A 21,488-nucleotide genomic window follows, 5' to 3' on the forward strand; every position below is an offset into this window, starting at 1 on the left:
GATCACACGGTTGTCACACTCGCCTGCGAGAATCGGTGCGGAGCCGACGTACGACCGCTGGAGGAGCCCGTGCCGTCCACCCCTCGCCCGTTGCGCAAGCTGGGCTTCCTCACCATCGGCCTGTTCGACCCGGCGGACCCGGGCCGGGGCCACGAGTCGACCCTGGAGATCATCGAGCTGGGCGAGCGGCTCGGTTTCGACAGCGCCTGGGTCCGCCACCGGCACCTCCAGTACGGCATATCGTCCCCGGTCGCCGTGCTGGCCGCCGCCTCGCAGCGCACCCGCCGGATCGAGCTGGGTACCGCGGTGACACCGCTCGGCTGGGAGAACCCGCTGCGGCTCGCCGAGGACCTGGCGACGGTGGACGTGCTGTCCGGCGGCCGGCTCAACCCGGGCGTCAGCGTGGGCCCGCCGACGCACTACGACCAGGTCAAGGACGCCCTCTACCCGGACACCGCCGACGCGGAGGACTTCTCCTACGAGCGGGTGCGGCGGCTGCTGGACCTGCTGCGCGGCAAGCCCGCCACCGACTTCAGCGGGGTGGAGGGCATCGAGGTCTTCAGTGACGTCGTCCAGCCGCACTCCCCCGGGCTCGGCCGGCGGCTGTGGTACGGCGGCGGCAGCCTCGGCTCGGCGCGCTGGGCCGGCGAGCACGGCATGAACTTCCTGACGAGCAGCGTCGTCAAGGCGGAGAACCCCGAGGCGCCCCTGGACTTCGCGGAGATCCAGCTCTCCCACATCCGCGCGTTCCGCGCCCACCACCCGGACGGGGAGGCGGCCCGTGTCTCCCAGGGGCTGGTGGTGATCCCCACCGACTCGGCGACACCGGAGCAGCGCGCCAAGTACGAGGCGTACGCGGCCGGGCGCCTGCCCCGTACGGCCTCCCCGCAGGGCCCGGCGCGGCTGCTGTTCGCGCCGGACCTGGTCGGCACCTCCGCCGAGCTGGCGGAACGGCTGCACGCGCACGCCGCGTTCCGCGAGGTCGACGAGGTGGCGTTCGCGCTGCCGTTCACCTTCGAGCACGAGGACTACGTGCAGATCCTCACCGACATGGCGACGCGGCTGGGTCCGGCGCTGGGATGGCGGCCCGCCGGCTGAGTCACCAGCGTCCCGCTTCCGTGCCGGTGACCGGTTCGGAGGGCCGCCCGTCCACCCCGACCGGCACCTCGCCGTGGAGCATCACCCGGTGCATGACCCGCGGGGAACCCACGTGCGCGTGGTCGCTCGGAGCCAGGTGCATGGTGGCCCGGTTGTCCCAGAAGGCGACGCTGCCGGGCTCCCAGCGGAAGCGGACCGTGTACTCGGGGCGCACGGCCTGCTCCAGCAGCATGTCCAGCAGCGCCGCGCTCTCCGGCCGGGAGACGTCCACGATCTGCTCGACGTAGTAACCGTTCACGAACAGCACCCGCTCCCCGGTCTCCGGGTGCACCCGGACCAGCGGGTGCACGGAGGCGACCTGGTGGTCCAGCAGGTGGCGGACGTAGGCGTCGTCGCCGGGCCGGGGCTGGTAGCCGACGCCGAGCCGGTGCTCGGCGCGCAGGCCGTCGACGAAGGCGCGGACCGGGGCGGACAGTCCGGCGTAGGCGGCGGCCAGGTTGGCCCAGGTGGTGTCGCCGCCGTAGGGCGGGACGGTCTCGGCGCGCAGGACGGTCGCGGCCGGCGGGTCGACGCGGGCCCCGTGGTCGCAGTGCCAGCCGCGCAGCAGGGTGTGCCGGCGCCGGCTCAGCCACTCGTCGTGGTCCATGCCGTACCGCCCGCCCAGTTCCAGCCGGTCGGCGGTGGTCTCGATCTCGGGGAAGCCGGGCGGTGAGTGCGGCCCGCGGCGCGGGAGCACCACCGGTTCGCCGAAGCGGCGCGCGAAGGCGATGTGCCCGGCGTGGTCGAGCCGCTGACCGCGGAAGAACACCACCTTCCAGCGCAGCACCGCGTCCCTGACGATCGCGGTCACCGCGTCGTCCAGCGGCTCGGCGAGGTCCACGCCGGTGATCTCGGCGCCGATGTGCCCGGCGACCGGCCGCACCTCCACGCCCGGGACGTGCCCCGTTCCGTCCGCGGTCGCCCTGTCCGTCGTCATGCGCCCTCCGGTACTCGTCCGTATCCGCTACCGGGGAGATCGTGACACCCTCTGCCCCGGCACGGCGAACTCCCGTATCACCGTGTTCCGGAACACGGCCGTGCCACCGACGCTGAACAGGGCCAGGCGGTCGTCGACCAGATAGGGGAACACCTCGGCGGAGTGCACGTACCGGCCGTCGTCCACGAACATCTCGACGGACGTGCGGTCCACGAGGATCCGCAGCCGCACCCGGCCCGCGGACCGGTCGAACGGGGTGCGGCTCTCCTGCCGGGTGCCGCCGGTGTCCGGGTTGACGGTGCCGCGCCGGTTGAGGAAGGCGTAGTCGCCGTACACGCCGGCGTCGATGTGCCGTACGCCGTCCGGGGAGCGGCGCAACTGGACTCCCGCGCCGGTGATTTCGGACCAGGTGATCTCGGTGGTCAGCTCGTAGGAGATGCCGGTGTGGTCGAGCGTGCGGGTGCCGTCGACCGTCAGGTCGCCGAGGCGCACGGTCCGGGAGACGTACGCGTCGAGCGCGGGGACCGGGCGGGAGGCGAGGTGGTAGCCGCCGTCGGCGGACTTCTTCAGGGTGATCTCACGGACGATCGAGTCGGTGCCGTTGAAGCCGTCGCCGTCGATGGTCGGAGTGGTGTGCGCGTAGGCCCAGTTGTTCAGCCAGCCGAGGGCGTGGCGGGTGGCCGGATCCACCGTGCCGTCGGGCTTCCGCTTCTCGAAGGTGACGGCCGCGTACCAGTCCCAGCCGTGGTCGAGCCACTGCGGGTCGGCGAAGTCGGGGGTGAAGCCCGTGCCGTCGAACGAACCCGTCCAGTAGGCGTAGGTGTTCGGCTGCCCGGAGCCGGTGCCGTCCGCGCTCACGCCCAGCACCCACTTCACGGCGCCGTCGTCGGCGGTGATGCGGAACAGGTCGGGGCATTCGAGGACACCGAGGCCGTCCTTGACGAAACCGCCCGCGTACGTCCAGGACCTGAGGTCGCCCGAGTGGTAGAAGCCGACCTTGTTCCGTTCGGCGAGGGCCATCACCCAGCGGTCGTGGTCGTCGTCGCGGATCACCTTGGGGTCGCGGAAGTCGAGGACGCCCGGGTTGGCGAGGACGGGGTCGGTGCCGTGGTTCGTGAACGTACGGCCGCCGTCCGTCGAGTAGTACAGGAACTGCTCCTGGTGGTCGGTGCCGCCGCCGGGTGACATGGTGACGACGGCGACGACCGCGCCCGCGCCGAAGCCGGCCGTGCCGTCGGTGTCGACCACCGCCGAGCCCGACCACACGTCGCCGTTGACGGTCGTGTCCTTGGGGACGGCGATGCCCCGGTCGGTGAAGGAGACGAGGTCGGTGCTGGTGGCCAGCCGCCACGCGGTGCCCTCGCGGCCGTCCAGGTAGTCGGCGTTGTAGAGGTAGTAGCAGTGGTACTCGCCGTCGATCCAGACCGGGCGCTGCGGGTCGTTCTTCCACTGGTCGGGCACGGTGAAGTGGTAGTCGGCGCGGTACCGCGCGCATCCGGCCGCCGGCCCGGACCGCGGCTTCGCCCCGGCGGGCGCCGCGGGCAACAGCGCCGCCCCGGCTCCGGCGGCCGTGGAGGCGAACAGGGCCCTTCTGCTCAGACCACGCATCGTTCGGTGTCCCCTTCCTGACGGGTCATCGGCTGAGGGGACTCTAGACCTAACTCGTTAAAGGTCAAGTGTTCCCGAGCCTTGACACCGATGTGACGCGCTTTTCATCATCGGGGGCATCACCCCTCGACTAACACGAGTTAGGCACGCTTGGATGACCGACTCGCTCTACTCCCGCCGCGCCCTGCTGCGGTACGGCGCCTACGGCGCGGGAGCCGCCGCGCTCGCCGGCACCGCCGCCAGCTGGGACCGGCTCACCGGAGCCGACATCCCGGGCCGCGACGACGGCTCCCTGGTCGTCGCCACCCTGGGCTCCGCGTTCGCCCCGGCCGGGGTCCGCGCCCTGGTCGACGGCTTCCGCCGGCTGCACCCCGACATCAAGGTCCGCATCAACGCGGTGCAGGCCGTCGACTGGTCGGACTTCTTCGCCAAGATCCTCACGCAGATCGCGGCGGGCACCGCGCCCGACCTGGTCTACGTGGCCACCGAGGGCGTGCAGTTGTTCGCCCGCCACCTGGGCGTGCCACTGGACCGCTGGGTGCGGCGGGACGCGGCCGAACTGCGGGAGTACTTCGCCGACGTCCACCCCTCGCTGGTGGAGTCGATGATGTACGAGGGCAGCCTGTACCAGCTCCCGATCGAGTTCAACGCCGCCGACATGTACCTCAACACCCAGGTGCTGCGGCGCGCCGGCGCGGAGTTCCCGGCCGGCGACTGGACGCGGGACGACTTCACCGCGCTGCTGCGCCGGATGAAGAAGGCGAGCGACTCCCACTTCACGCCGTACTTCTGGACCAACCGGCTGTGGGGCGGGGTGGTCCCCTGGCTGTTCGCGAACGGCACCAACCTGCTCGCCGAGTCCAAGGCGCCGGGCGGCTCCTGGCTGTGGGACGCCTTCTACCCGGCCGACCGGCGGCGGGGCCGCGGGGGCGGCTTCCGCTGGACGACCCCGCAGGCCACGGACGACCGGGTGGCGGAGGCGTACGACTATCTCGCCGCCCTCGTCCACGACGGCCTGTGCACCCGGCCCGAGGGCGGCAACGGCCAGAACCTCATCGGCGTGTTCTCCACCGGCCGGGTCGGGGTCACGCCGGCGGGCGGCTTCTGGGCGGGCGGTCTGCATCTGGCCGGGATGCGTGCCGACGGCTTCGACGTGCAGTACTTCCCGCGCCGGCGCACCCAGCGCCACCAGTTCGGCGCGGCCGGCTACGCGCTGCTGCGCACCTCGAAGAAACAGGACGAGGCCTGGGAGTTCATCAAGTACTCGGCCCGGCGCGACACCCTGAGCGAGCTGTTCACCACCAACCAGACCACCCCGGCCCGCCGTTCGATGCTGACCGCGGACCGCTACCGGGAGACCGGCCCGGCGCACTGGCGGGTCTTCTACGACACCCTCGACCGGTTCCCCGACACCGGGCCCATACCGGCCCCGCCGCAGGTCGCCGAGGTGACCCAGGTGCTGCTGAAGCACACCGGGACGGCGCTGTCGAGCCCGGGTTCGGTCGGACCGGCGCTGCGCCGGATGCAGGGCGACCTGGAGAAGGCCATGGAGCGTGACGTATGACGGACACCCGGATCTCCTCCGTGCGACCGCGGGCCGCGAGCCCGGCTGTGCGGGCCGTGCGCCCGGGAGCGCGTGAGCGGGGGACGCGGCTGCTGGCGGCGGTGTTCCTGGCGCCGACCGTGGTCGGGATCGTGGTCTTCACCGTCGTACCGATCGTCGGTTCGGTCGTGCTGAGCCTCTTCCACTGGAACGTGATCGACGCGCCCCGTTTCGCCGGTACGGCCAACTACCGGGAGGTGTTCGGCGATGCGACCGTTCTGGTGTCCTTCCGCAACACCCTCGTCTTCATGGTCTTCGCGGTCGCCGCGCAGCTCCTGATCGCGCTGGCGCTCGCGCTGACGCTGAACGGCCGGATGCCGACGTGGCTGCGCTCGGTGTTCCGCTCGGCGTTCTTCTTCCCGCTCGTGCTGTCCGCCGCGTCCATCTCGGTCGTGATGAAGTACCTGTTCAACCAGGACTTCGGAGTGGTCAACTGGCTGATCGGCCTGTTCGGGATCGCGCCCGTGCCGTGGCTGACCTCCGAGCACGGCGCGATGGCCACGGTGGTCATCGTGTACGTGTGGCAGCAGTTCGGGTTCTCCTTCCTGCTGTTCGTCGGCGGGCTGAACAACATCCCCAAGGAGATCCACGAGGCCGCCGCGCTCGACGGCGCGACCGGCCCGCGCAAGCACCTCGCCATCACGCTGCCGCTGCTCTCCCCCACCCTGCTCGTGGCCTCGGTCGTCGGCATCATCAACGCGCTCCAGGTCTTCGAGCAGCCGTACGTCCTCACCGACGGCGGGCCCGGCGACTCCACCCGCACGGTCGTGATGGTCATCTACGAGAAGGCCTTCGAGCAGCTGCGGTTCGGCGAGGCGTCCGCGGTGGGCGTGCTGCTGTTCGTGCTGATCATGGCGGTCACCGCCCTCCAGTTCCGGCTCAGCCGGCGTTTCGTCCACTACCAGTGAGCCGGGTGAGTCCCATGAGCCAAGCAACCCTGACCCTCAGCCGTGCCCGGTACGCGCTCGGGCCGTGGGCGCGGATCGCCGGGCTGACGGTGTGCGCACTGCTGACCCTCGGACCGGTCGTGTGGACCGTGTCCACCTCGCTGCGCACTCCGGCGGAGTCGTTCGACCTGCCGCCGCAGATCATTCCGGCGCATCCCAGCACGGCCGCCTACCACGGCGTGTTCGAGCAGATCGACGTGTGGCTGCTCGCGCTGAACTCGACCCTCGTGACCGCGTTGATCGCGGCGGGCCAGATGGTCACCGCGGGGCTCGCCGGTTACGCGTTCGCCCGGCTCGACTTCCGTTTCAAGAAGCCGCTGTTCGGCCTGGTCCTGGCGACCATGATGGTCCCCTTGCAGGTCACGATCGTCCCGGTGTTCCTGGTGCTCAAGTCGATGGGCCTGACCGACACCCTGCTCGGTCTGATCGTTCCGGCGTTCCCGACGGCGTTCGGCACCTTCCTGATGCGCCAGTACTTCATGGGCATGCCGAAGGACCTGGGCGAGGCGGCGATGCTGGACGGCGCCGGGCCCTGGCGGATCTTCCGGTCCGTGTACGCCCCGCTGGCCCGGCCGGGCCTCGCCATCGTCGGCGTGCTCGCCTTCAACTACCACTGGAACGAGTTCTTCCGCCCGCTGATCCTGGAGACCTCCGGCCAGAACTACACCCTTCCGCTGGGGCTGGTGTCCCTCCAGGGCAACCTCGGCACCGGTTCCATCTCGGTGGTCCTCGCGGGTGTCGTCCTCTCCATGATCCCCGCCGTCGCCGTGTTCGTCGTCGGCCAGCGCCCTCTCCGCGAGGGCATCACCTCCGCAGGAGTCAACCGTTGAGCACCGCCGCTCCCGCCCCGGACCCGGACGCCCCCCGCTTCCGGGTCCGCCCGCCCGCCCACTGGATCAACGACCCCAACGGCCCCTTCCGCTGGCATGGCCGACACCACCTCTTCTACCAGCACAATCCGGCCGCTCCGGTCCACGCCGACGTGCACTGGGGCCATGTCTCCAGCCCCGACCTGGTCCACTGGGAGCACCACCCGATCGCCCTCACCCCGACGCCCGGCGGCCCCGACGAGGCCGGCTGCTGGTCGGGGTGCGTGGTGGACGACGGCGGTGTGCCCACGGCGGTGTACACCGGTGTCGACCACGCCCACACCGGGCTCGGCACCATCTGCCTGGCCCGCGCGGCCGACCCGGCCGACGACCGGCTCCTGGCCTGGCGGCCCCTGCCCGTCCCGGTGGTCCCGGGTCCGCCCCCCGGACTCGACGTGGTGATGTTCCGCGACCCGTTCGTCTTCCGCCACGCCGGCCGCCGCTGGGCACTCGTGGGAGCGGGCCACGCCGACGGCACCCCGTCGGTGCTGCTGTACGACTGCGAGGAGCTGACCGACTGGCGGTTCGCGGGTGTCCTGCTGGACGGGCACGACCCCGTCGCGGCGGGCGCGTTCGGCGACAAGGCGGTCGGCTGGGAGTGCCCGCAGCTCTTCGAGACGTCCGGCGGGGACCACGTCCTGGCGGTGTCCCTGTGGGACGGGAACCCCCGGACCACCGGGTATCTGACGGGACGTCTGGAGGTGGCGGCACAAGGCGGGTTGACTCACGCGCCCCGCACGGGCGGCCGACTGGACCACGGCCGGGACTTCTACGCCCCCGCCGTCCTCAAGGAGCCGGGCCGCGCCCTGATGTGGGGCTGGTCGTGGGAGGCGCGGGACGAGGCGGCGGTGCTGGCGGCGGGCTGGGCGGGCACGCTCACCGCGCCGCGGGTCGTCGACGCCGGTCCCGACGGCACGCTGCGGGTCGCACCGGCCCCGGAGCTGGAACTCCTGCGCGCCGACCGGCCCTTCGCGACCGGGCCGGGCCGGGCGGTGCCGCTGCCGGGGGCGTACGACCTGACGGTGACGGCGTACGGCGCCACCACCGTCACACTGCTGCGGTCGGCGGACCGGGCGCTGACGCTCCGGCTGGACCCGGACGCCGGCACCGTCGTCCTGGACCGCTCCGGATGGCCCCGCGAGGGCGTCGGGGGATCGGCTCCGGTGACGGTGGGCGTGCCGCCGGGACCGGGCCTGTGCGTGCGTCTGCTGGCCGACGGCTCGCTGCTGGAAGTGTTCGTGGCGGACCGGGCGACGGTGACCGAGCGGGTCTACCACCGGCCTGGCGATGTCGCCGAGCTGCTGGTCGAGGGGGACGCAGAGGTCAGCGCGTGGGAGCAGGTCCCACCGAGGCGCGGCTGACCACGGGACAGGCCAGCCGCCGCACGGTGGCGGGCGGGGTGCGGCCGGTGTCGATGGCGTCGAGCAGCAGCCGGGCCGCGGCCTCGCCCATCGCCCGGTGCGGCAGCGCGACGGTGGTGAGGGCCGGGGTGAGGAAGGCGGCCATGTGCTCCTGGTCGTCGTAGCCGACCACCGACAGCTCGCCGGGTACGGCGATCCCGAGCCGGGTCGCGGCGTGCAGCACGCCTGCCGCGACCCGGTCGTTGTAGCAGAAGATCCCGGTGGGCCGGTGCTGCGGGGCGGTGCCGTCGAGCAGCCGGGTGGCTCCCTCGTAGCCGCCGGTGATCTCGCCGCCGGTGCGCACCACCCACTCCTTCGGCACGGTGATGCCCTCGGCGCGCAGCGCGTCCCGGAAGCCGCGCAGCCGCTGCACCGAGGCGATGTCGTCCTGCCCGCCGACCAGGGCCACCCGGCGGTGCCCGGCCTCCAGCAGCAGGCGTGCGGCGGTCCGGCCGCCGGCCCGTTCGGCGGGGATGACAGCGGGCAGCGAGTCGTCCTCGGGCAGGCAGTTGGCGAGCACGGAGTGGGTGCGGTGCAGACCCTCGGGGACCCGGACCCGGCGCAGGGACATCGCGGCGTAGATGATGCCGTCCACGCGCCGGTCGAGGAGTTCGGCGACGGCCGCGTCCTCCTTCGCGGGGTCGCCGCCGGAGTCCACGGTGAGGACGAGGTGGTCGCTGTCCCAGGCGGTCTCCATGGCCCCGCGCAGCAGCCGCCCGGCGAACGGCGAGGTGGCGATCTCGTCGGTGACCAGGCCGATCACGGCCGTACGGCGGCGGCGCAGGCCGCGGGCGACGGGGTCGGGCCGGTAGCCGAGCCGGGCGGCGGCCTGCCGGATGCGTTCCTGGGTGGCGGGTGAGAGGTTGCCCTCGGCGCGGCCGTTGAAGACGAAGGAGACGGCGGTGTGGGAGACGCCGGCGAGCCGGGCGACGTCCCGTGAGGTGGGCCGTCCGCCGCCCACGCCGTTGCTGTCCGCGCCGCCGCCCATGCCGTCCGCTGCCCTCTTCCCACCCGCCCGGTCGATCACCGCTCACCCTATCCGTGAGGCCGGGGGCGGACACAGCGGGAGACGGTCGGGGGAAGGTCTCCTCGTGGACGGTGTGCCGCCGTACCCTCTCGACGACTTGGGCTACGGCTCCTCGACCGGCTCTTGTGTCCGTTCCCCGGTCTGCGCGCCCGCCCGCCCGGACGCGGTGAGGCTGCCGAGGATGTCCAGCAGCTCGGCGCTGCGGCTGCCGGGTTCGGCGTGGAAGACGACCAGGGTGAGTCCGTCGGTGCCGTCCACGGACAGCTTGTTGGAGTGCAGGTCGAGGTCGCCGACCTGGGGATGGCTGAGGTGGCTCACCCGGCCGCGCCGGGGACGGACCTCGTGGCGGGCCCACAGGGTGCGGAAGCGTTCGCTGCGCAGGGACAGCTCGCCGACCAGGTCGCGCAGCCGGGGGTCGTCCGGGTCGGTCCCGGCCTCGGACCGCAGGGCGGCCACGCCTTCCGCGGTGAGGTCCGTCCAGTCCCGGCGCAGGGCGCGCTCGGCGGGGTCGAGGAACACGGCCCGCAGCAGGTTGACGCCGGGCGCGTAGTTCGGGGTGAGCGCGGTGGCGAGGGCGTTGGCGGCCAGGCAGTCGGTGTAGCGGTTCTGGAGGTAGGCGGGGTTGCGCGGCCAGCCGTCGATGAGCTGGAGCAGGCTCGCCGGGACCTGCTGTGCCCGCCGTCCCGGGCGCAGGCCGGGCGCGGGCCGCTCCTGGGCGAGCCCGACGAGGTGGGCGGTGGCGTCCGGGTCCAGCCGCAGCACCCGGGCGATGGCCTCCAGCACCTGCACGGAGGGGTTGCGGTCGCGGCCCTGTTCCAGGCGCAGGTAGTAGTCGGAGCTGATGCCGGCCAGCATCGCGACCTCCTCGCGGCGCAGCCCCGGCACCCGGCGCAGGCCGCCACCGGGCAGCCCCACGTCCTCAGGCCTCACCAGCGCCCTGCGGGCGCGCAGAAACTCACCGAGCGCGTTCGATCCGTCCACGCCCCCACCGTACGGCCGGCCGGGCGGCGGTGACTGTCCCTGTCACTCCCAGGATCGAGGGGGCACTGCCGTGCCGGGCGGATCGGGCGGAGGGTGGAGAACGAAGCGAGCGAGGCCACCGGGGACGTCCGGTGGCCGGAACATTCTGAGAGGTACGACATGACTGCACAGCTCGGTGGCACCGTCACCCCGGCCGACGGTCTGACCCTGACCCGCGTCGGGTACGGCGCCATGCAGCTGGCCGGACCGCACGTCTTCGGTCCGCCGCGGGACCGGGACCGGGCGGTGGCCGTGCTCCGTGCGGTGGTGGAGGCGGGCATCACCCACATCGACACGGCCGACTTCTACGGGCCCGTCGTCGTCAACCAGATCATCAAGGAGGCCCTGCACCCCTACCCGGACGATCTGCGCATCGTCACCAAGGTCGGGGCCCGGCGGGGAGCCGACGGAAGCTGGATCATGTCCCGGCACCCCGAGGACCTGAAGGCGCAGGTGTACGACAACCTGCGCAACCTCGGCGTGGACACGCTGGACGTGGTCAATCTGCGGCTCGGCGACATGGACACCCCGAACGAGGACCCGATCGCCGACCAGTTCGGCGCCCTGGCCGAGCTGCGCGAGCGCGGGCTGATCCGGCACCTGGGGCTGAGCGCCGCGTCCGCCGCGCAGCTGGACGAGGCCCGGACGATCGCGCCCGTGGTGAGCGTGCAGAACCTGTACAACCTGGCGAACCGGCAGGACGACGCGCTGCTGGAGCGCACGGCGGCGGAGAACATCGCCTTCGTGCCGTACTTCCCGCTCGGGGGGTTCACCCCGCTCCAGTCGGACACGCTGGCGAAGGTGGCCGCCCGGCTGGACGCGTCGCCGCAGCAGGTGGCGCTGGCCTGGCTGCTGCGCCGCTCGCCGAACATCGCGCTGATCCCCGGTACCTCCTCCCCCGGTCACCTGCGGGAGAACATCGCCGCGGCGGACCTGGTGCTGCCGGACGACGCGATGGCCGAGCTGAACGGCATCGCGGGCTGACCGGACGGGGGCGGGGTACCCGGGGCGCGTGAGGCGGTCGCAGGCGTCGTGGGAAGGAGCCGGAGGTGGCGGCGGAGGACCGGCTGCGGGCGTACCGCGGCAAGCGTGACTTCGAGCGGACCCGCGAGCCGTCGGGGCAGGCGGACCGGACGCGGGGTGAGGAGCCGCGGTTCGTGGTGCAGATCCACGACGCCCGGCGGATGCACTTCGACTTCCGGCTCCAGGTCGACGACGTCCTCAAGTCGTGGTCCGTGCCCAAGGGCCCGTCCACCGACCCCGGGGACAAGCGGCTGGCGGTGCCGACCGAGGACCATCCGCTGGAGTACGAGGACTTCGAGGGCGTCATCCCGAAGGGCGAGTACGGCGGCGGCACCGTGATCGTGTGGGACCGCGGGAGGTACGAGCCGCTCAGCCACGACCGCCGGGGGCACCCGGTGGACTTCGCGGAGTCCCTGGAGCGCGGGCACGCCACCTTCCGGCTGCACGGCGTGAAGCTGCACGGCGAGTACGCCCTCACCCGCTTCCGCGGCGCCGCGGACGGGGAGGAGGCCTGGCTGCTGGTGCGCAAGGGGCCGGCGCGACCGGACGGGCACGGCACCCCCGATCCCCGGCGGGCCCGCTCGGTGCGCAGCGGGCGCACCCTGGCCCAGGTCGCCGCCGCTGCCGGCCGGGAGTGACACCGGCACAGCGGCGCCGTCGTGAGTGACGGCGCCGGGGCAGCGCGCGCGGGCGCCGGAATGCGGATCACCGGGTTCCGGCCCCGGCCCGTCCTCGCGGCCTCTATGTTCGGGCGGTGTCCGCTCGCGCCCCTGGAGGCCCCGTATGCGCACCGCACTCCGAACCGCTGTCGTCGGCGTGGTGTCCGCCGCGGCCCTCGCGCTCCCCGGCCCGGCCGGGGCGACCCCGGCCGGGCCCGGTGTGACGGCCCGGATCCTGGCGCAGACCACCGTCGGTGGCACCGACTACACCCTGCGGGAGATCACGGTGCCGCCCGGCCAGAGCACCGGCTGGCACTACCACGACGGCCCGCTGTACGGCGTCGTCAAGCAGGGCACCCTCAGCCACTTCGACGCCACGTGCGGCTCGGACGGCGTGTACCGGACGGGCGCGACGATCCGGGAGCCGTCCGGGAGCGATCACGTCCACATCGGCCGCAACCTGGGGGACACGCCGCTCGTCCTCGACGTGCTGTACGTGCTGCCGCACGGCTCACCGTTCTCCGAGGACGCGGCGAACCCGGGCTGCGCGTTCCAGTGATCAGTCGCCGGGCAGTGGCTGTTCGGCCCAGATGGTCTTGCCGGCGCCGGTCTGCCGGCTGCCCCAGCGCTGGGTGAGCTGGGCGACGAGCAGCAGTCCCCGGCCGCCCTCGTCGTAGGCGTGTGCCCGGCGCAGGTGCGGGGAGGTGGAACTGGCGTCGGAGACCTCGCAGATGAGGGCGCTGTCGCGGATGAGACGGAGCTGGATGGGCGGTTCGCCGTAGCGGATGGCGTTGGTGACGAGTTCGCTGACGACGAGTTCGGTGACGAAGGCGGTCTCCGCCAGCCCCCAGTCCGTCAGTCTCTCGGTGGCCGCCTGCCGCAGGACGGCGACCTGGGCGGGGTCGGGCGGCACGTCCCAGGTGGCGACCCGGTCGGCGCCCAGGGCCCGGGTGCGCACGAGGAGCAGGGCCACGTCGTCGCCGGGCTGGTCGGGCAGGACGGCCTTCAGGACGTCGTCGGCGAGGGCTTCGAGGGAGGCGGCGGGTGCGGTGAGGGCGCGCCGCAGTTCTTCGGTGGCGCCGTCCAGGTCCCGGTCGCGGTCCTCGATCAGGCCGTCGGTGTAGAGGGCGACGACCGAGCCCTCGGGCAGTTCCCGTTCCGTCGCCTCGAACGGCAGTCCGCCGACGCCGAGCGGTGGTCCGGCGGACACGGGCAGGAACTCCGCGGTGCCGCCGGGCAGGACGACGGCCGGGGCGGGGTGGCCTGCGGCGGCCAGGGCGAGCCGGCGGGAGATCGGGTCGTAGACCGCGTACAGGCAGGTCGCGCCGAGTTCGGCGACCTCTTCCCCGCTGCCGTCGGCGGCGAGGTGGGTGACCAGGTCGTCGAGGTGGGTGAGGAGTTCGTCGGGCGGCAGGTCGACGTCGGCGAGGGTGCGGACGGCCGTGCGCAGCCGGCCCATGGTGGCGGACGACTGGATGCCGTGGCCGACCACGTCGCCCACGACCAGGCCGACCCGGCCGCCGGAGAGCGGGATGACGTCGAACCAGTCGCCGCCGATGCCGGCCAGGGAGCCGCTCGGCAGATAGCGGTGGGCGACGTCGACCGCGGCCTGTCCGGGCAGGCCGCGCGGGAGCAGGCTGTGCTGGAGGGTGAGCGCGGTGGAGCGTTCGCGGGTGAAGCGGCGGGCGTTGTCGATGCAGACGGCGGCGCGGCTGGCGAGTTCCTCCGCGAAGACGGCGTCGTCGGGGCCGTAGTCGTCGGGGTGGCCCATACGGACGAAGACCGCGACGCCCAGGGTGGTGCCGCGGGCCCGCAGCGGTACCGCGATCATGGAGTGGGCGCCCTGCCGGAAGGGGCGGCCCCCGGGCGAGCGCGCGTTGCGTTCCGCGAGCCACTGGACGAACTCGGGCTCGCCGGCCTGGCTGAGCACCGCGCGGCTCTCGTGCAGCGCGCGGGCGGGCGGGGAGGTCGGCTGGTACACGTCGGTCTCGCCGAGGTGCAGGGCCGCCGCGGGGTTGCCGGGGCGGGTGGAGCCGTGGGCGACGCGGCGCAGGACGACTCCGCCGTCCGGAAGCGTCGGCGGTTCGTCGGCGCCGAGCACCCAGTCGAGCAGGTCGACGCTGGCGAAGTCCGCGTACTGCGGGACCAGCAGCTCGATCATCTCCTCGGCGGTGCCGATCACGTCGAGGGTGGTGCCGACCCGGGTCGCGGCCTCGTTCAGCAGGGCGAGCCGGCGCCGGGCCCAGTACTGCTCGCTGCTGTCGAGCGCGGCGAGCGCCACCGCGGCCGGTTCGCCGGCGGCGTCGCGCAGCGGCCACATCTCGATGCTCCAGGCGTGTTCCTGGTTGAGGGCGGGGGCACCGGTGTAGCTCTCGTAGCGGACCGGCCGGCCGGTCTCGGCGACCTCGCGCAGATGGGCCAGGAAGCCGCGGCTGGGTTCGGTGTCCTCGACGGTGTCCGGGAAGAACCGGCCGAGCAGGGCCTCCTCGGGGACGCCCATCACATGGCAGGCGGTGGCGTTGACGCGCAGGTAGCGCTGGCGGAGGTCGAAGACCGACATGGACATGGACGCCTGCTCGAATGCCTGGGCGGCCAGGGTGGTGCCGGGCGGCAGGGCCGTGACGACGTAGCCGGCGGGCTGACCGGCGGCGCCGGCGAGCGGACAGACGGTGACGGGCAGCACCAGGCGGTGCCCGTCGCGGTGGCGCAGGGCGACCGGTCCGGTGCGGGTGGTGAGGATGTCGCCGGGGGCGTCCTCGGCCAGCAGGTCCGTGGCCGGCCGGCCCACGACCTCCTCGGCCGGGTGGCCGGTGAGCAGCCGCGCTCCCTCGGTCCACCCGGTCACCGTGCCGTGCGCGTCGATGACCGCCACGGCGGCGACATCTTTCATATGCCCCAGGATGATCCGATTGTCCCGGTGCATCAAGCGGCAGGGTGTCCGCTTCAGCCCCGGTGGGCGCGGAGGGCGGCGAGGGCCCGGTCGGCGTGGGTGTTCATGCGCAGTTCGCTGCGTACGACCTCCAGGACGGTACGGTCCTCGGCGATCACGAAGGTGACCCGTTTGGTCGGGGCCAGGGAGAAGCCGCGCTTGACGCCGAACCGCTCGCGGACCGTGCCGTCGGCGTCGGAGAGCAGGGGCATCCCGAGACTGTGCCGGCCGGCGAACTCCTGCTGCTTGTCGACGGTGTCCCCGCTGATCCCGACGGGCCGGCCGCCGACGGCGGCGAACTCGGCGGCGAGGTCGCGGAAGTGGCAGGCCTCGGCGGTGCAGCCGGGGGTGAGGGCGGCGGGGTAGAAGAAGAGGACGACCGGGCCGTCGGCCAGCAGCTCGGTGAGCCGGCGGGTGGTGCCGGTCTCGTCGGGCAGGGCGAAGTCCTCTGCCTTGGCCCCGATCTCGACGCGCTCGGTCATGACCGCACCTCCCCGCCCCGGGCGACTGCGCGCGCCCACAGCACCAGCGGCACCTGGAGGGGCAGCCGGGTGAGGGCCGCCGCCCTGAGCGGCGCGGGCCGGTCGCGCCAGTCCACGGCCATCTGGACGTTGGCCGGGAACACGCCGACGAAGAAGGCGGCCGCCGCCTTCGCGGCGAGGGCGCGGGTGCGGGGCGCCGCGATCCCGGCCGCGAGGGCCAGCTCGGCGGCCCCGCTCCCGTATGTCCAGGCCCTGGGCGGGCCCGGCAGCGCACGGGGCACGGTCACGTCGAACCGCCGGGGAACGGCGAAATGGGCCACTCCGGCGGCCGCCAGCAGACCGGCGAGCAGCAGGGGCGAGCGTGGGGACCGGGGCACGGTACCTCCTTCGGTGTCCTGCCGCCGGATATTACTGGACGGTAGGCGCGGGGGTGGCCGTTCCCGGTGGGTACGCGCCGGATCGGTGGGGCCGGGACGGCGTCCCGCCGGGCGACGTCAGTCGCGAGCGTGGCCGTTGAACCGGACAAGCGTTGGATTGTTTGTCCGCGTCGGGCGAGCCCAGTGGGGCGACGCCCCGCCGCACCCCGAGGGTCTGGTGCCGTTCGCCCGGAGCGGCGTCACCCTGCACGCCACCGGCGCGCCCGCCCTCCGCGTGAAGATCACCCGCGCCGGCGGTGACACCATCGCCCTGCGCCTCGCCGACGCCACCGGCGACCCGGTGCGCGCCCGATCGCGAGGCGCACCCAGTGGCGGGGCGAGCCCGACGGTACGGGGCGACGCGCGCCCGGCGTCGCACCCTGGACCGGGGGCGGCGCCGGGCGCGAGGGGCGGGGGTCAGCCGGCGGTGACCAGCTTCCGTCCGGCCTCGCTGGGCTCGGGGCGCCGGGTCGAGCGCAGGGCCGCGATGCCGATGAAGACCATGGACGACACGCCGGCCAGGGCGAAGGCGGTGAAGCCCCAGTCGCCGTGGCCCGTGGCGAGCAGTTGCCCGCCGAGCCAGGGGCCGAAGACGGCGCCGAAGCGGCCCATGCCGGAGGTCCAGCCGACGGCGGTGGCGCGGTTGTCCGGGGTGGAGCGGATGGAGACGGTCGCGTAGATCATCGTCTGGGCGCTGTTGAGGAACACGCCGGTGAGGAAGACGACCAGGAAGGTCACGCCGAGCGGCATGTGCACGCCGAGCAGGAAGACGCCGGCCGCGGTGAGCGCGAACCAGATCGCGGAGATGCGCGGGGCGCCGAAGCAGTCCGAGGCCCGGCCGGCGACCAGCATGCCGACGATGCCGCCGAGGTTGAACAGGACCACGAAGGCCAGGGCGGAGCCGAGGTTGTAGCCCTCGCCGCGCATCAGGGTGGGCAGCCAGGTGGCGACACCGTAGACGAGGAGGAGTCCGCCGAAGGAGGCCAGCCAGTACAGCAGGGTCTGCAGCCACTCGCCGCCGCGGAAGAGGTTCAGCAGGGCGCCCGGCGCGGTTCCCCCGCGCGAGCGCGGCCCGGCGTCGGGGAGGCCGGCCTCGGCGGGGAGTTCGGTCCCGTAGCGGGCGGCGAGGGCGCGGGCCTCGTCGGTGCGGCCCTTGGCGACCAGGAAGCTCAGCGATTCCGGCATCGCCTTGAGCAGGACCGGGACGTAGAGCAGCGGTACGACGCAGATCCAGAAGGCGGCGCGCCAGCCGACGGGCTCCACCAGCCACTTGGCGACGTAGGCGGAGAGGATGCCGCCGGTGTGGTGGGCGGTCATCAGGGCGCCGATGGTCAGGGCGCCCCGGCCGCCGCGGGCGTAGTCGGAGACCATCGAGATCGCGGTGGGCAGCAGGCCGCCGAGGCCGACGCCGGCGAGGGTCCGGCCGAGGCCGAAGACGGCGACCGAGCCGGACAGGGCGCAGAGCCCGGAGGCGAGCGAGAACAGGGTGACGCAGGCGGTCATCAGCTTCTTGCGGCCGATGCGGTCGGCGACGGTACCGGCCGTCAGGGCGCCCACGAGCATGCCGAAGGTGGCGTAACTGCCGAGGTCACCGGCCTGGTCCGGGGTGATGCCGAGGGCCTTGGTGGCCAGCATGTGCGGCAGCACGGAGCCGTAGACGAACATGTCGAGGCCGTCGAAGAGCACGGCGAGCCAGCACAGGGCGACGACGAGCAGAGCCAGTCTGCGGCCGCGGGGGGACGGGGAGGGTGAGGGGGACATCGTTGTTACCTCTCATGCGTGGTGCGCCAGACGCTAGGAAGCCGCCCCCAAAGAGTCAACAGTTTTGTCAACAATCTTAGGGAACACTGGGGCGCCTCGGTTTCACGTGCGCGAAAGGGGCCGCACACAGCGCTGTGCAGCCCCTGGTGCCGTGTCTGGTGGGGTCTCAGCCCACGGGCGGGGTGCCGTGGGTGTGGAAGGACTCGATGGTCTTCAGACCCCAGGCCTGGCCCTTCCTGCGCTCCGCCTCGGTCCAGGTGACCAGCGGCCAGTCCGGGGCCAGCACGAGCCGGGTGAGCGGGTTGCACAGCTCGACGCGGTTGCCGCCGGGCTCGTAGAGGTACAGGAAGAACGTCTGCTGGATGGCGTGCTTGTGCGGGCCCGTCTCGATGAACACCCCGCTGTCGATGGCGAGATCGGCGGCGCGCAGGATGTCCTCGCGGGTGTCCGTGGCGAACGCGATGTGGTGGAGCCGGCCCGTCGAGCCCGTCCAGTCCTCCGTGTAGACCACGTCGTACGACTTGTTCGTGAAGGTCAGCCAGCGGGCCGCGATCCGCCCGGAGTCGAGCCGGATCTGCTCGGTGGGCCGGGCCCCGAGCACCCGCTCCTGGAACTGGGCGCTCGCGAGCACGTCGGCCGCGAGGAAGTTGACGTGGTCCAGGCGGCGGACGCCCACGCCCCGGTTGGGCTTGGCCTGCGGCTGGTTCTTCAGCGCCGGTCTCAGCTCGTCGGGGGCCCGGTAGTGCTCGCTCTCCCAGTACAGGGCGTGTTCGTGGCCGTCCGGGTCGGTGGTGACGTACAGCTTGCCGACGCCGGGCTCGTCCTCCGTCCAGCGGCCGGTGCCACCCGCCTCCTCGACCGCCCTCACCCGGCGTTGCAGTGCCTCCTCGCTGGAGGTGCGCAGCGCGAGCCGGCCGAGGCCGGGGGTGTCGCGGGCGGTGAGGACCAGGCTGTGGTGCTCGTAGTCGTCGAAGGTGCGCAGGAAGACGGTGCCGCCGTCCCGGCCGTTGACGGTGAGCCCCAGGTAGTCGGTGAAGAAGGCGACACTGGCGTCCAGGTCCGGCGTGAACAGCTGGACGTGGCCGACATGGGCGATGTCACCGAGGGGCGGAGCCATCGTTGCCTCCAGAGGGGTGTGCGGGCGGGCGGGGGAAGACGGTGCCGTCGAAGATCGTGCGGGCCGTGCGGACGACGGCGGTACGGAGCGCCACCCCGGTGTCCGGATCGACGACGGCGTCGATGTCCAGGAAGCCCGTGGGGTGTTCGACGCGGACGCGGTCGCCGTGCTCGGGGAGTTCCGCGATGCCCTCCCCCACTCCCCCGGGCAGGCGCAGCCCGGCCGCCACGCTCGCGGCGCCGAGGACGCCGATCGAGGTGTGGCAGCGGACGGGGATGAAGGTGCGGGTGGTGACCGCGCCGCCGGAGCGGGGCGGGGCGAGCAGGGTGAGCTTGGGGACGGTGGCGTTCTCGACGTCGCCGAGTCCCATCAGCTCCCCCGCGGCCAGCCGGATCTCGCGGAGCCGGTCGGCGAGCGCGAGGTCCTCCTCCAGGTCGCCGGGCTGCTCGTAGCCGGTGACCCGGAGCGAGGCGGCCGGGACGAGCACGGTCGGCATGCCGTTGTCCACGCAGGTCACCTCGGTGCCGGCGACGGTGTCGCGGACCCGGCCGGTGGGCAGCAGCGGGGTGTCGGCGGCCGGGAACTCGATGACCACGGGCGCGGCGGTGCCGGGCACCCCGGAGATCTCGGCCTCCCCGGTGAAGTCGACGCGGCCGCCCGGCGTGGGGAAGGTGGCGACGGCCCGCTCCCCCGTGTTGAGCATCCGGATGCGTACGGAGGTCTCGGTGGCCCCGGGGGCCACGAGCCCCCGCTCCACCGCGAACGGGCCCACTCCGGCGAGGATGTTGCCGCAGTTCTGCCGGTCGCTCACCTCGGCGCGGTCGACGGCGACCTGGAGGAACAGGTAGTCGACGTCGGCGTCCGGGCCGGCGGAGGCGGAGACCACGGCCACCTTGCTGGTGAGCGGGTGGGCGCCGCCGAGGCCGTCGATCTGGCGCGGGTCGGGACTGCCCGTGATCCGCAGCAGCAGGTCGTCGCGGGCGGCGGGGTCGGCGGGCAGGTCCTCGGCCAGGAAGTAGGCGCCCTTGGAGGTGCCGCCGCGCATCAGCGTGCAGCGCACTCCGGCGGACCCGGTCATGCGCCGGCTCCCTCCCGGGCGTACTCCTCGTAGGAGGTGTAGGTGACGCCCAGCCGGGCGAGCTTGTCCCGCAGCCCGTAGCGGTCGAGGCCGAGTTGGCCGTCCTGGAACGCGGCGCGGGAGGCGGCCTCCTTGGCCTCGCGGGCCCGGGACGCCTCCGCCGCCTCACGGGCCTTCCCGCGCGGGACGGCCACCACGCCGTCGTCGTCCGCGAGGATCACGTCCCCGGGCCGGACCACCTGGCCGCCGATGGCGACGGGCACGTTGACCGAGCCGCCGGTCGCCTTCACCGTGCCCTGCGCGCAGACGGCCGCGGACCAGACGGGGAAGCCCAGTTCGCGCAGTTCCCGGGTGTCGCGGACACCGGCGTCGATGACCAGCCCGCGCACCCCGCGCCGCTGGAGCGCGGTGGCGAACAGCTCGCCGAACATGCCGTCGGTGGAGGGCGAGGTGGTGGTGACGACCAGGAGGTCGCCCTCGCGGCACTGTTCGACGGCCGCGTGGATCATGAGGTTGTCGCCGGGCCAGGACAGCACGGTCACCGCGGTGCCGGCGACCCGGACGCCCTGCTGGACCGGGCGCAGACGGCTGGGGAGCAGTCCGGTGCGGCCCATCGCCTCGTGCACGGTGGCGACGCCGTACCCGGCGAGGGCGTCGACGTCCTCGGCCGTCGCCCTGGGCGGGTTCGTGACGATCACGCCGCTCATGCCAGCTCCTTCGTGACCTGCGGGTAGGGGCGCATGTAGGCCTCGGCCATGGTCCGGTGCGGCAGGCCCAGGTTGGGGCCGGCGTTGCGCCTGAGCTGGACGCCGCGGCGGACGGCGAGGTCGGTGTAGTAGTCCCACAGGTGCTGCTGGGCAACCAGGCACTCCATGGCCTTGCGCTTGGTCTCCCACACCTCGGTGATGTCCAGCAGGACTTCGGGCCGGAAGCCGCTCATCTCGGGCTGGTGCGGCTCGAAGCAGAAGACGGGCGGGGCGCCGATGATCTCGCCGGGTCCGGGGTAGCCGATGGCCTGGGCGAGGACGCGGGCCTCCAGGGCCATCCGGTGGGCGGCCGGGTGGTCGCCGTTGTACGGGTCCTCCGCCGGGTGGGTGAGGACGACGTCGGGCTGCGTCTCGCGGTAGACGGCGACGAGCCGGTCGGTCAGTTCCGGGCCGGCGACGAGCGGGTAGTCGCCGGCGTCGAAGAAGCGGACCTCGGCGCCGAGGGTGGCGGCGGCCCGCTCCGCCTCCTCCCGGCGCAGCTCCTTGATCTCCTCAAGGGTCTTCCCCTCGCGCCACGCCTTGGCGGACTCACCGCGCTCGCCGAAGGTCAGGCAGGCGATGGTGACCTTCTCGCCCCGGGAGGCGGCCAGGGCGACGGCCCCGCCCGCCCGCCACACGAAGTCCCCGGCGTGCGCGGTGACGACGAGGGTGGATCGTGGTGCGGGTGCGGGTGCGGGTGCGGGTGCGGGCGCGTTGGCGTGCGTCATT

At 73.3% G+C, this 21,488-nt stretch carries 20 protein-coding genes; 8 read left to right on the forward strand and 12 right to left on the reverse strand.

Translation table 11 applies throughout. The features are described from left to right. The first annotated feature begins 69 nt into the window (after positions 1-69). Positions 70-1,098 carry an LLM class flavin-dependent oxidoreductase gene (locus ACH4LD_RS16070; RefSeq protein WP_398055307.1) on the forward strand — a complete coding sequence of 343 codons (1,029 nt, stop codon included), beginning with the start codon at positions 70-72 and terminating at the stop codon, positions 1,096-1,098. A 1-nt stretch (position 1,099) separates the two neighbouring features. On the opposite strand, the gene ACH4LD_RS16075 is transcribed toward ACH4LD_RS16070, so the two are convergent. Together ACH4LD_RS16075 and ACH4LD_RS16080 are read right to left on the reverse strand one after the other, a co-directional pair. Then, entirely contained in the window at positions 1,100-2,074 is a 975-nt protein-coding gene (locus ACH4LD_RS16075) for a TauD/TfdA dioxygenase family protein (protein ID WP_398055308.1), read from the reverse strand. Between the two features lie 27 nt (positions 2,075-2,101). Continuing rightward, a complete protein-coding gene (locus ACH4LD_RS16080) occupies positions 2,102-3,682 on the reverse strand; it encodes a glycoside hydrolase family 32 protein (RefSeq protein ID WP_398055309.1) in 1,581 nt (526 codons plus the stop codon). A gap of 154 nt (positions 3,683-3,836) precedes the next feature. Between ACH4LD_RS16080 and ACH4LD_RS16085 the strand changes: the two genes are divergently transcribed. The 4 genes from ACH4LD_RS16085 to ACH4LD_RS16100 are packed head-to-tail and all read left to right on the forward strand — an operon-like array spanning position 3,837 to position 8,462. After that, positions 3,837-5,246, forward strand: coding sequence for an ABC transporter substrate-binding protein (locus ACH4LD_RS16085; RefSeq protein WP_398055310.1), 1,410 nt, complete (start codon positions 3,837-3,839; stop codon positions 5,244-5,246). Further along, a complete protein-coding gene (locus ACH4LD_RS16090; RefSeq protein ID WP_132784561.1) occupies positions 5,243-6,193 on the forward strand; it encodes a carbohydrate ABC transporter permease in 951 nt (316 codons plus the stop codon). The genes ACH4LD_RS16085 and ACH4LD_RS16090 overlap by 4 nt, the downstream gene beginning before the upstream one ends. Positions 6,194-6,207: 14 nt before the next feature. Further along, positions 6,208-7,062, forward strand: coding sequence for a carbohydrate ABC transporter permease (locus tag ACH4LD_RS16095; protein WP_132784562.1), 855 nt, complete (start codon positions 6,208-6,210; stop codon positions 7,060-7,062). After that, the gene (locus ACH4LD_RS16100; RefSeq protein ID WP_398055311.1) at positions 7,059-8,462 is read left to right on the forward strand and encodes a glycoside hydrolase family 32 protein; all 1,404 of its coding nucleotides are present in this window, start codon (positions 7,059-7,061) and stop codon (positions 8,460-8,462) included. Before ACH4LD_RS16095 ends, ACH4LD_RS16100 begins: the two co-directional genes overlap by 4 nt. Here ACH4LD_RS16100 and ACH4LD_RS16105 read toward each other — a convergent pair. Next, entirely contained in the window at positions 8,425-9,489 is a 1,065-nt protein-coding gene (locus ACH4LD_RS16105; protein WP_398055355.1) for a LacI family DNA-binding transcriptional regulator, read from the reverse strand. The two genes, ACH4LD_RS16100 and ACH4LD_RS16105, sit on opposite strands and share 38 nt — an antisense overlap. 141 nt (positions 9,490-9,630) lie before the next feature. Then, positions 9,631-10,509, reverse strand: a complete 879-nt coding sequence (locus ACH4LD_RS16110) for a helix-turn-helix domain-containing protein (RefSeq protein WP_398055312.1) — start codon at positions 10,507-10,509, stop codon at positions 9,631-9,633. A 159-nt stretch (positions 10,510-10,668) separates the two neighbouring features. Here ACH4LD_RS16110 and ACH4LD_RS16115 point away from each other — a divergent pair, with 159 nt between their 5' ends. The 3 genes from ACH4LD_RS16115 to ACH4LD_RS16125 all read left to right on the forward strand — a co-directional run bounded on the left by ACH4LD_RS16115 (position 10,669) and on the right by ACH4LD_RS16125 (position 12,789). Then, entirely contained in the window at positions 10,669-11,532 is an 864-nt protein-coding gene (locus tag ACH4LD_RS16115) for an oxidoreductase (RefSeq protein WP_132784566.1), read from the forward strand. Positions 11,533-11,597: 65 nt separating this feature from the next. After that, complete coding sequence (locus ACH4LD_RS16120; RefSeq protein WP_398055313.1) at positions 11,598-12,209, forward strand: DNA polymerase ligase N-terminal domain-containing protein; 612 nt, start codon at positions 11,598-11,600, stop codon at positions 12,207-12,209. 145 nt (positions 12,210-12,354) lie between these two features. Beyond that, positions 12,355-12,789, forward strand: a complete 435-nt coding sequence (locus tag ACH4LD_RS16125) for a cupin domain-containing protein (RefSeq protein ID WP_132784568.1) — start codon at positions 12,355-12,357, stop codon at positions 12,787-12,789. On the opposite strand, the gene ACH4LD_RS16130 is transcribed toward ACH4LD_RS16125, so the two are convergent. The 8 genes from ACH4LD_RS16130 to ACH4LD_RS16165 all read right to left on the reverse strand — a co-directional run bounded on the left by ACH4LD_RS16130 (position 12,790) and on the right by ACH4LD_RS16165 (position 21,487). Then, the gene (locus ACH4LD_RS16130; protein ID WP_398055314.1) at positions 12,790-15,120 is read right to left on the reverse strand and encodes a SpoIIE family protein phosphatase; all 2,331 of its coding nucleotides are present in this window, start codon (positions 15,118-15,120) and stop codon (positions 12,790-12,792) included. It abuts the gene before it with no gap. Between the two features lie 53 nt (positions 15,121-15,173). Continuing rightward, complete coding sequence (locus tag ACH4LD_RS16135) at positions 15,174-15,641, reverse strand: peroxiredoxin (protein ID WP_398055315.1); 468 nt, start codon at positions 15,639-15,641, stop codon at positions 15,174-15,176. Beyond that, positions 15,638-16,018 carry a hypothetical protein gene (locus ACH4LD_RS16140; RefSeq protein WP_398055316.1) on the reverse strand — a complete coding sequence of 127 codons (381 nt, stop codon included), beginning with the start codon at positions 16,016-16,018 and terminating at the stop codon, positions 15,638-15,640. The genes ACH4LD_RS16135 and ACH4LD_RS16140 overlap by 4 nt, the downstream gene beginning before the upstream one ends. Before the next feature lie 456 nt (positions 16,019-16,474). Continuing rightward, positions 16,475-17,818: an MFS transporter gene (locus ACH4LD_RS16145; RefSeq protein WP_398055317.1), complete on the reverse strand. Its 1,344-nt coding sequence runs from the start codon at positions 17,816-17,818 to the stop codon at positions 16,475-16,477. Between the two features lie 166 nt (positions 17,819-17,984). After that, the gene (locus ACH4LD_RS16150; RefSeq protein WP_398055318.1) at positions 17,985-18,935 is read right to left on the reverse strand and encodes a catechol 2,3-dioxygenase; all 951 of its coding nucleotides are present in this window, start codon (positions 18,933-18,935) and stop codon (positions 17,985-17,987) included. Next, positions 18,916-20,013, reverse strand: coding sequence for a 4-oxalomesaconate tautomerase (locus tag ACH4LD_RS16155; protein ID WP_398055319.1), 1,098 nt, complete (start codon positions 20,011-20,013; stop codon positions 18,916-18,918). The genes ACH4LD_RS16150 and ACH4LD_RS16155 overlap by 20 nt, the downstream gene beginning before the upstream one ends. Continuing rightward, positions 20,010-20,720 (reverse strand): 4-carboxy-4-hydroxy-2-oxoadipate aldolase/oxaloacetate decarboxylase, encoded by a 711-nt coding sequence (locus ACH4LD_RS16160; protein ID WP_398055320.1) that lies wholly within the window; start codon positions 20,718-20,720, stop codon positions 20,010-20,012. The genes ACH4LD_RS16155 and ACH4LD_RS16160 overlap by 4 nt, the downstream gene beginning before the upstream one ends. Then, the gene (locus tag ACH4LD_RS16165) at positions 20,717-21,487 is read right to left on the reverse strand and encodes a PIG-L deacetylase family protein (protein ID WP_398055321.1); all 771 of its coding nucleotides are present in this window, start codon (positions 21,485-21,487) and stop codon (positions 20,717-20,719) included. The genes ACH4LD_RS16160 and ACH4LD_RS16165 overlap by 4 nt, the downstream gene beginning before the upstream one ends. Position 21,488: the final 1 nt, after the last annotated feature.

It is taken from the genome of Streptomyces sp. NPDC017676, from assembly GCF_044329325.1.
Lineage (GTDB): Bacteria > Actinomycetota > Actinomycetes > Streptomycetales > Streptomycetaceae > Streptomyces.

Excerpts from the sequence above, each read along its gene's own strand:
- ACH4LD_RS16075 (WP_398055308.1), bottom strand. The coding sequence starts at position 2,074 with ATGACGACGGACAGGGCGACCGCGGACGGAACGGGGCACGTCCCGGGC.
- ACH4LD_RS16080 (WP_398055309.1), bottom strand. The coding sequence starts at position 3,682 with ATGCGTGGTCTGAGCAGAAGGGCCCTGTTCGCCTCCACGGCCGCCGGA.
- ACH4LD_RS16085 (WP_398055310.1), top strand. The coding sequence starts at position 3,837 with ATGACCGACTCGCTCTACTCCCGCCGCGCCCTGCTGCGGTACGGCGCC.
- ACH4LD_RS16090 (WP_132784561.1), top strand. The coding sequence starts at position 5,243 with ATGACGGACACCCGGATCTCCTCCGTGCGACCGCGGGCCGCGAGCCCG.
- ACH4LD_RS16095 (WP_132784562.1), top strand. The coding sequence starts at position 6,208 with ATGAGCCAAGCAACCCTGACCCTCAGCCGTGCCCGGTACGCGCTCGGG.
- ACH4LD_RS16105 (WP_398055355.1), bottom strand. The coding sequence starts at position 9,489 with ATGGGCGGCGGCGCGGACAGCAACGGCGTGGGCGGCGGACGGCCCACC.
- ACH4LD_RS16115 (WP_132784566.1), top strand. The coding sequence starts at position 10,669 with ATGACTGCACAGCTCGGTGGCACCGTCACCCCGGCCGACGGTCTGACC.
- ACH4LD_RS16125 (WP_132784568.1), top strand. The coding sequence starts at position 12,355 with ATGCGCACCGCACTCCGAACCGCTGTCGTCGGCGTGGTGTCCGCCGCG.
- ACH4LD_RS16130 (WP_398055314.1), bottom strand. The coding sequence starts at position 15,120 with ATGAAAGATGTCGCCGCCGTGGCGGTCATCGACGCGCACGGCACGGTG.
- ACH4LD_RS16135 (WP_398055315.1), bottom strand. The coding sequence starts at position 15,641 with ATGACCGAGCGCGTCGAGATCGGGGCCAAGGCAGAGGACTTCGCCCTG.
- ACH4LD_RS16145 (WP_398055317.1), bottom strand. The coding sequence starts at position 17,818 with ATGTCCCCCTCACCCTCCCCGTCCCCCCGCGGCCGCAGACTGGCTCTG.
- ACH4LD_RS16150 (WP_398055318.1), bottom strand. The coding sequence starts at position 18,935 with ATGGCTCCGCCCCTCGGTGACATCGCCCATGTCGGCCACGTCCAGCTG.
- ACH4LD_RS16155 (WP_398055319.1), bottom strand. The coding sequence starts at position 20,013 with ATGACCGGGTCCGCCGGAGTGCGCTGCACGCTGATGCGCGGCGGCACC.
- ACH4LD_RS16160 (WP_398055320.1), bottom strand. The coding sequence starts at position 20,720 with ATGAGCGGCGTGATCGTCACGAACCCGCCCAGGGCGACGGCCGAGGAC.
- ACH4LD_RS16165 (WP_398055321.1), bottom strand. The coding sequence starts at position 21,487 with ATGACGCACGCCAACGCGCCCGCACCCGCACCCGCACCCGCACCCGCA.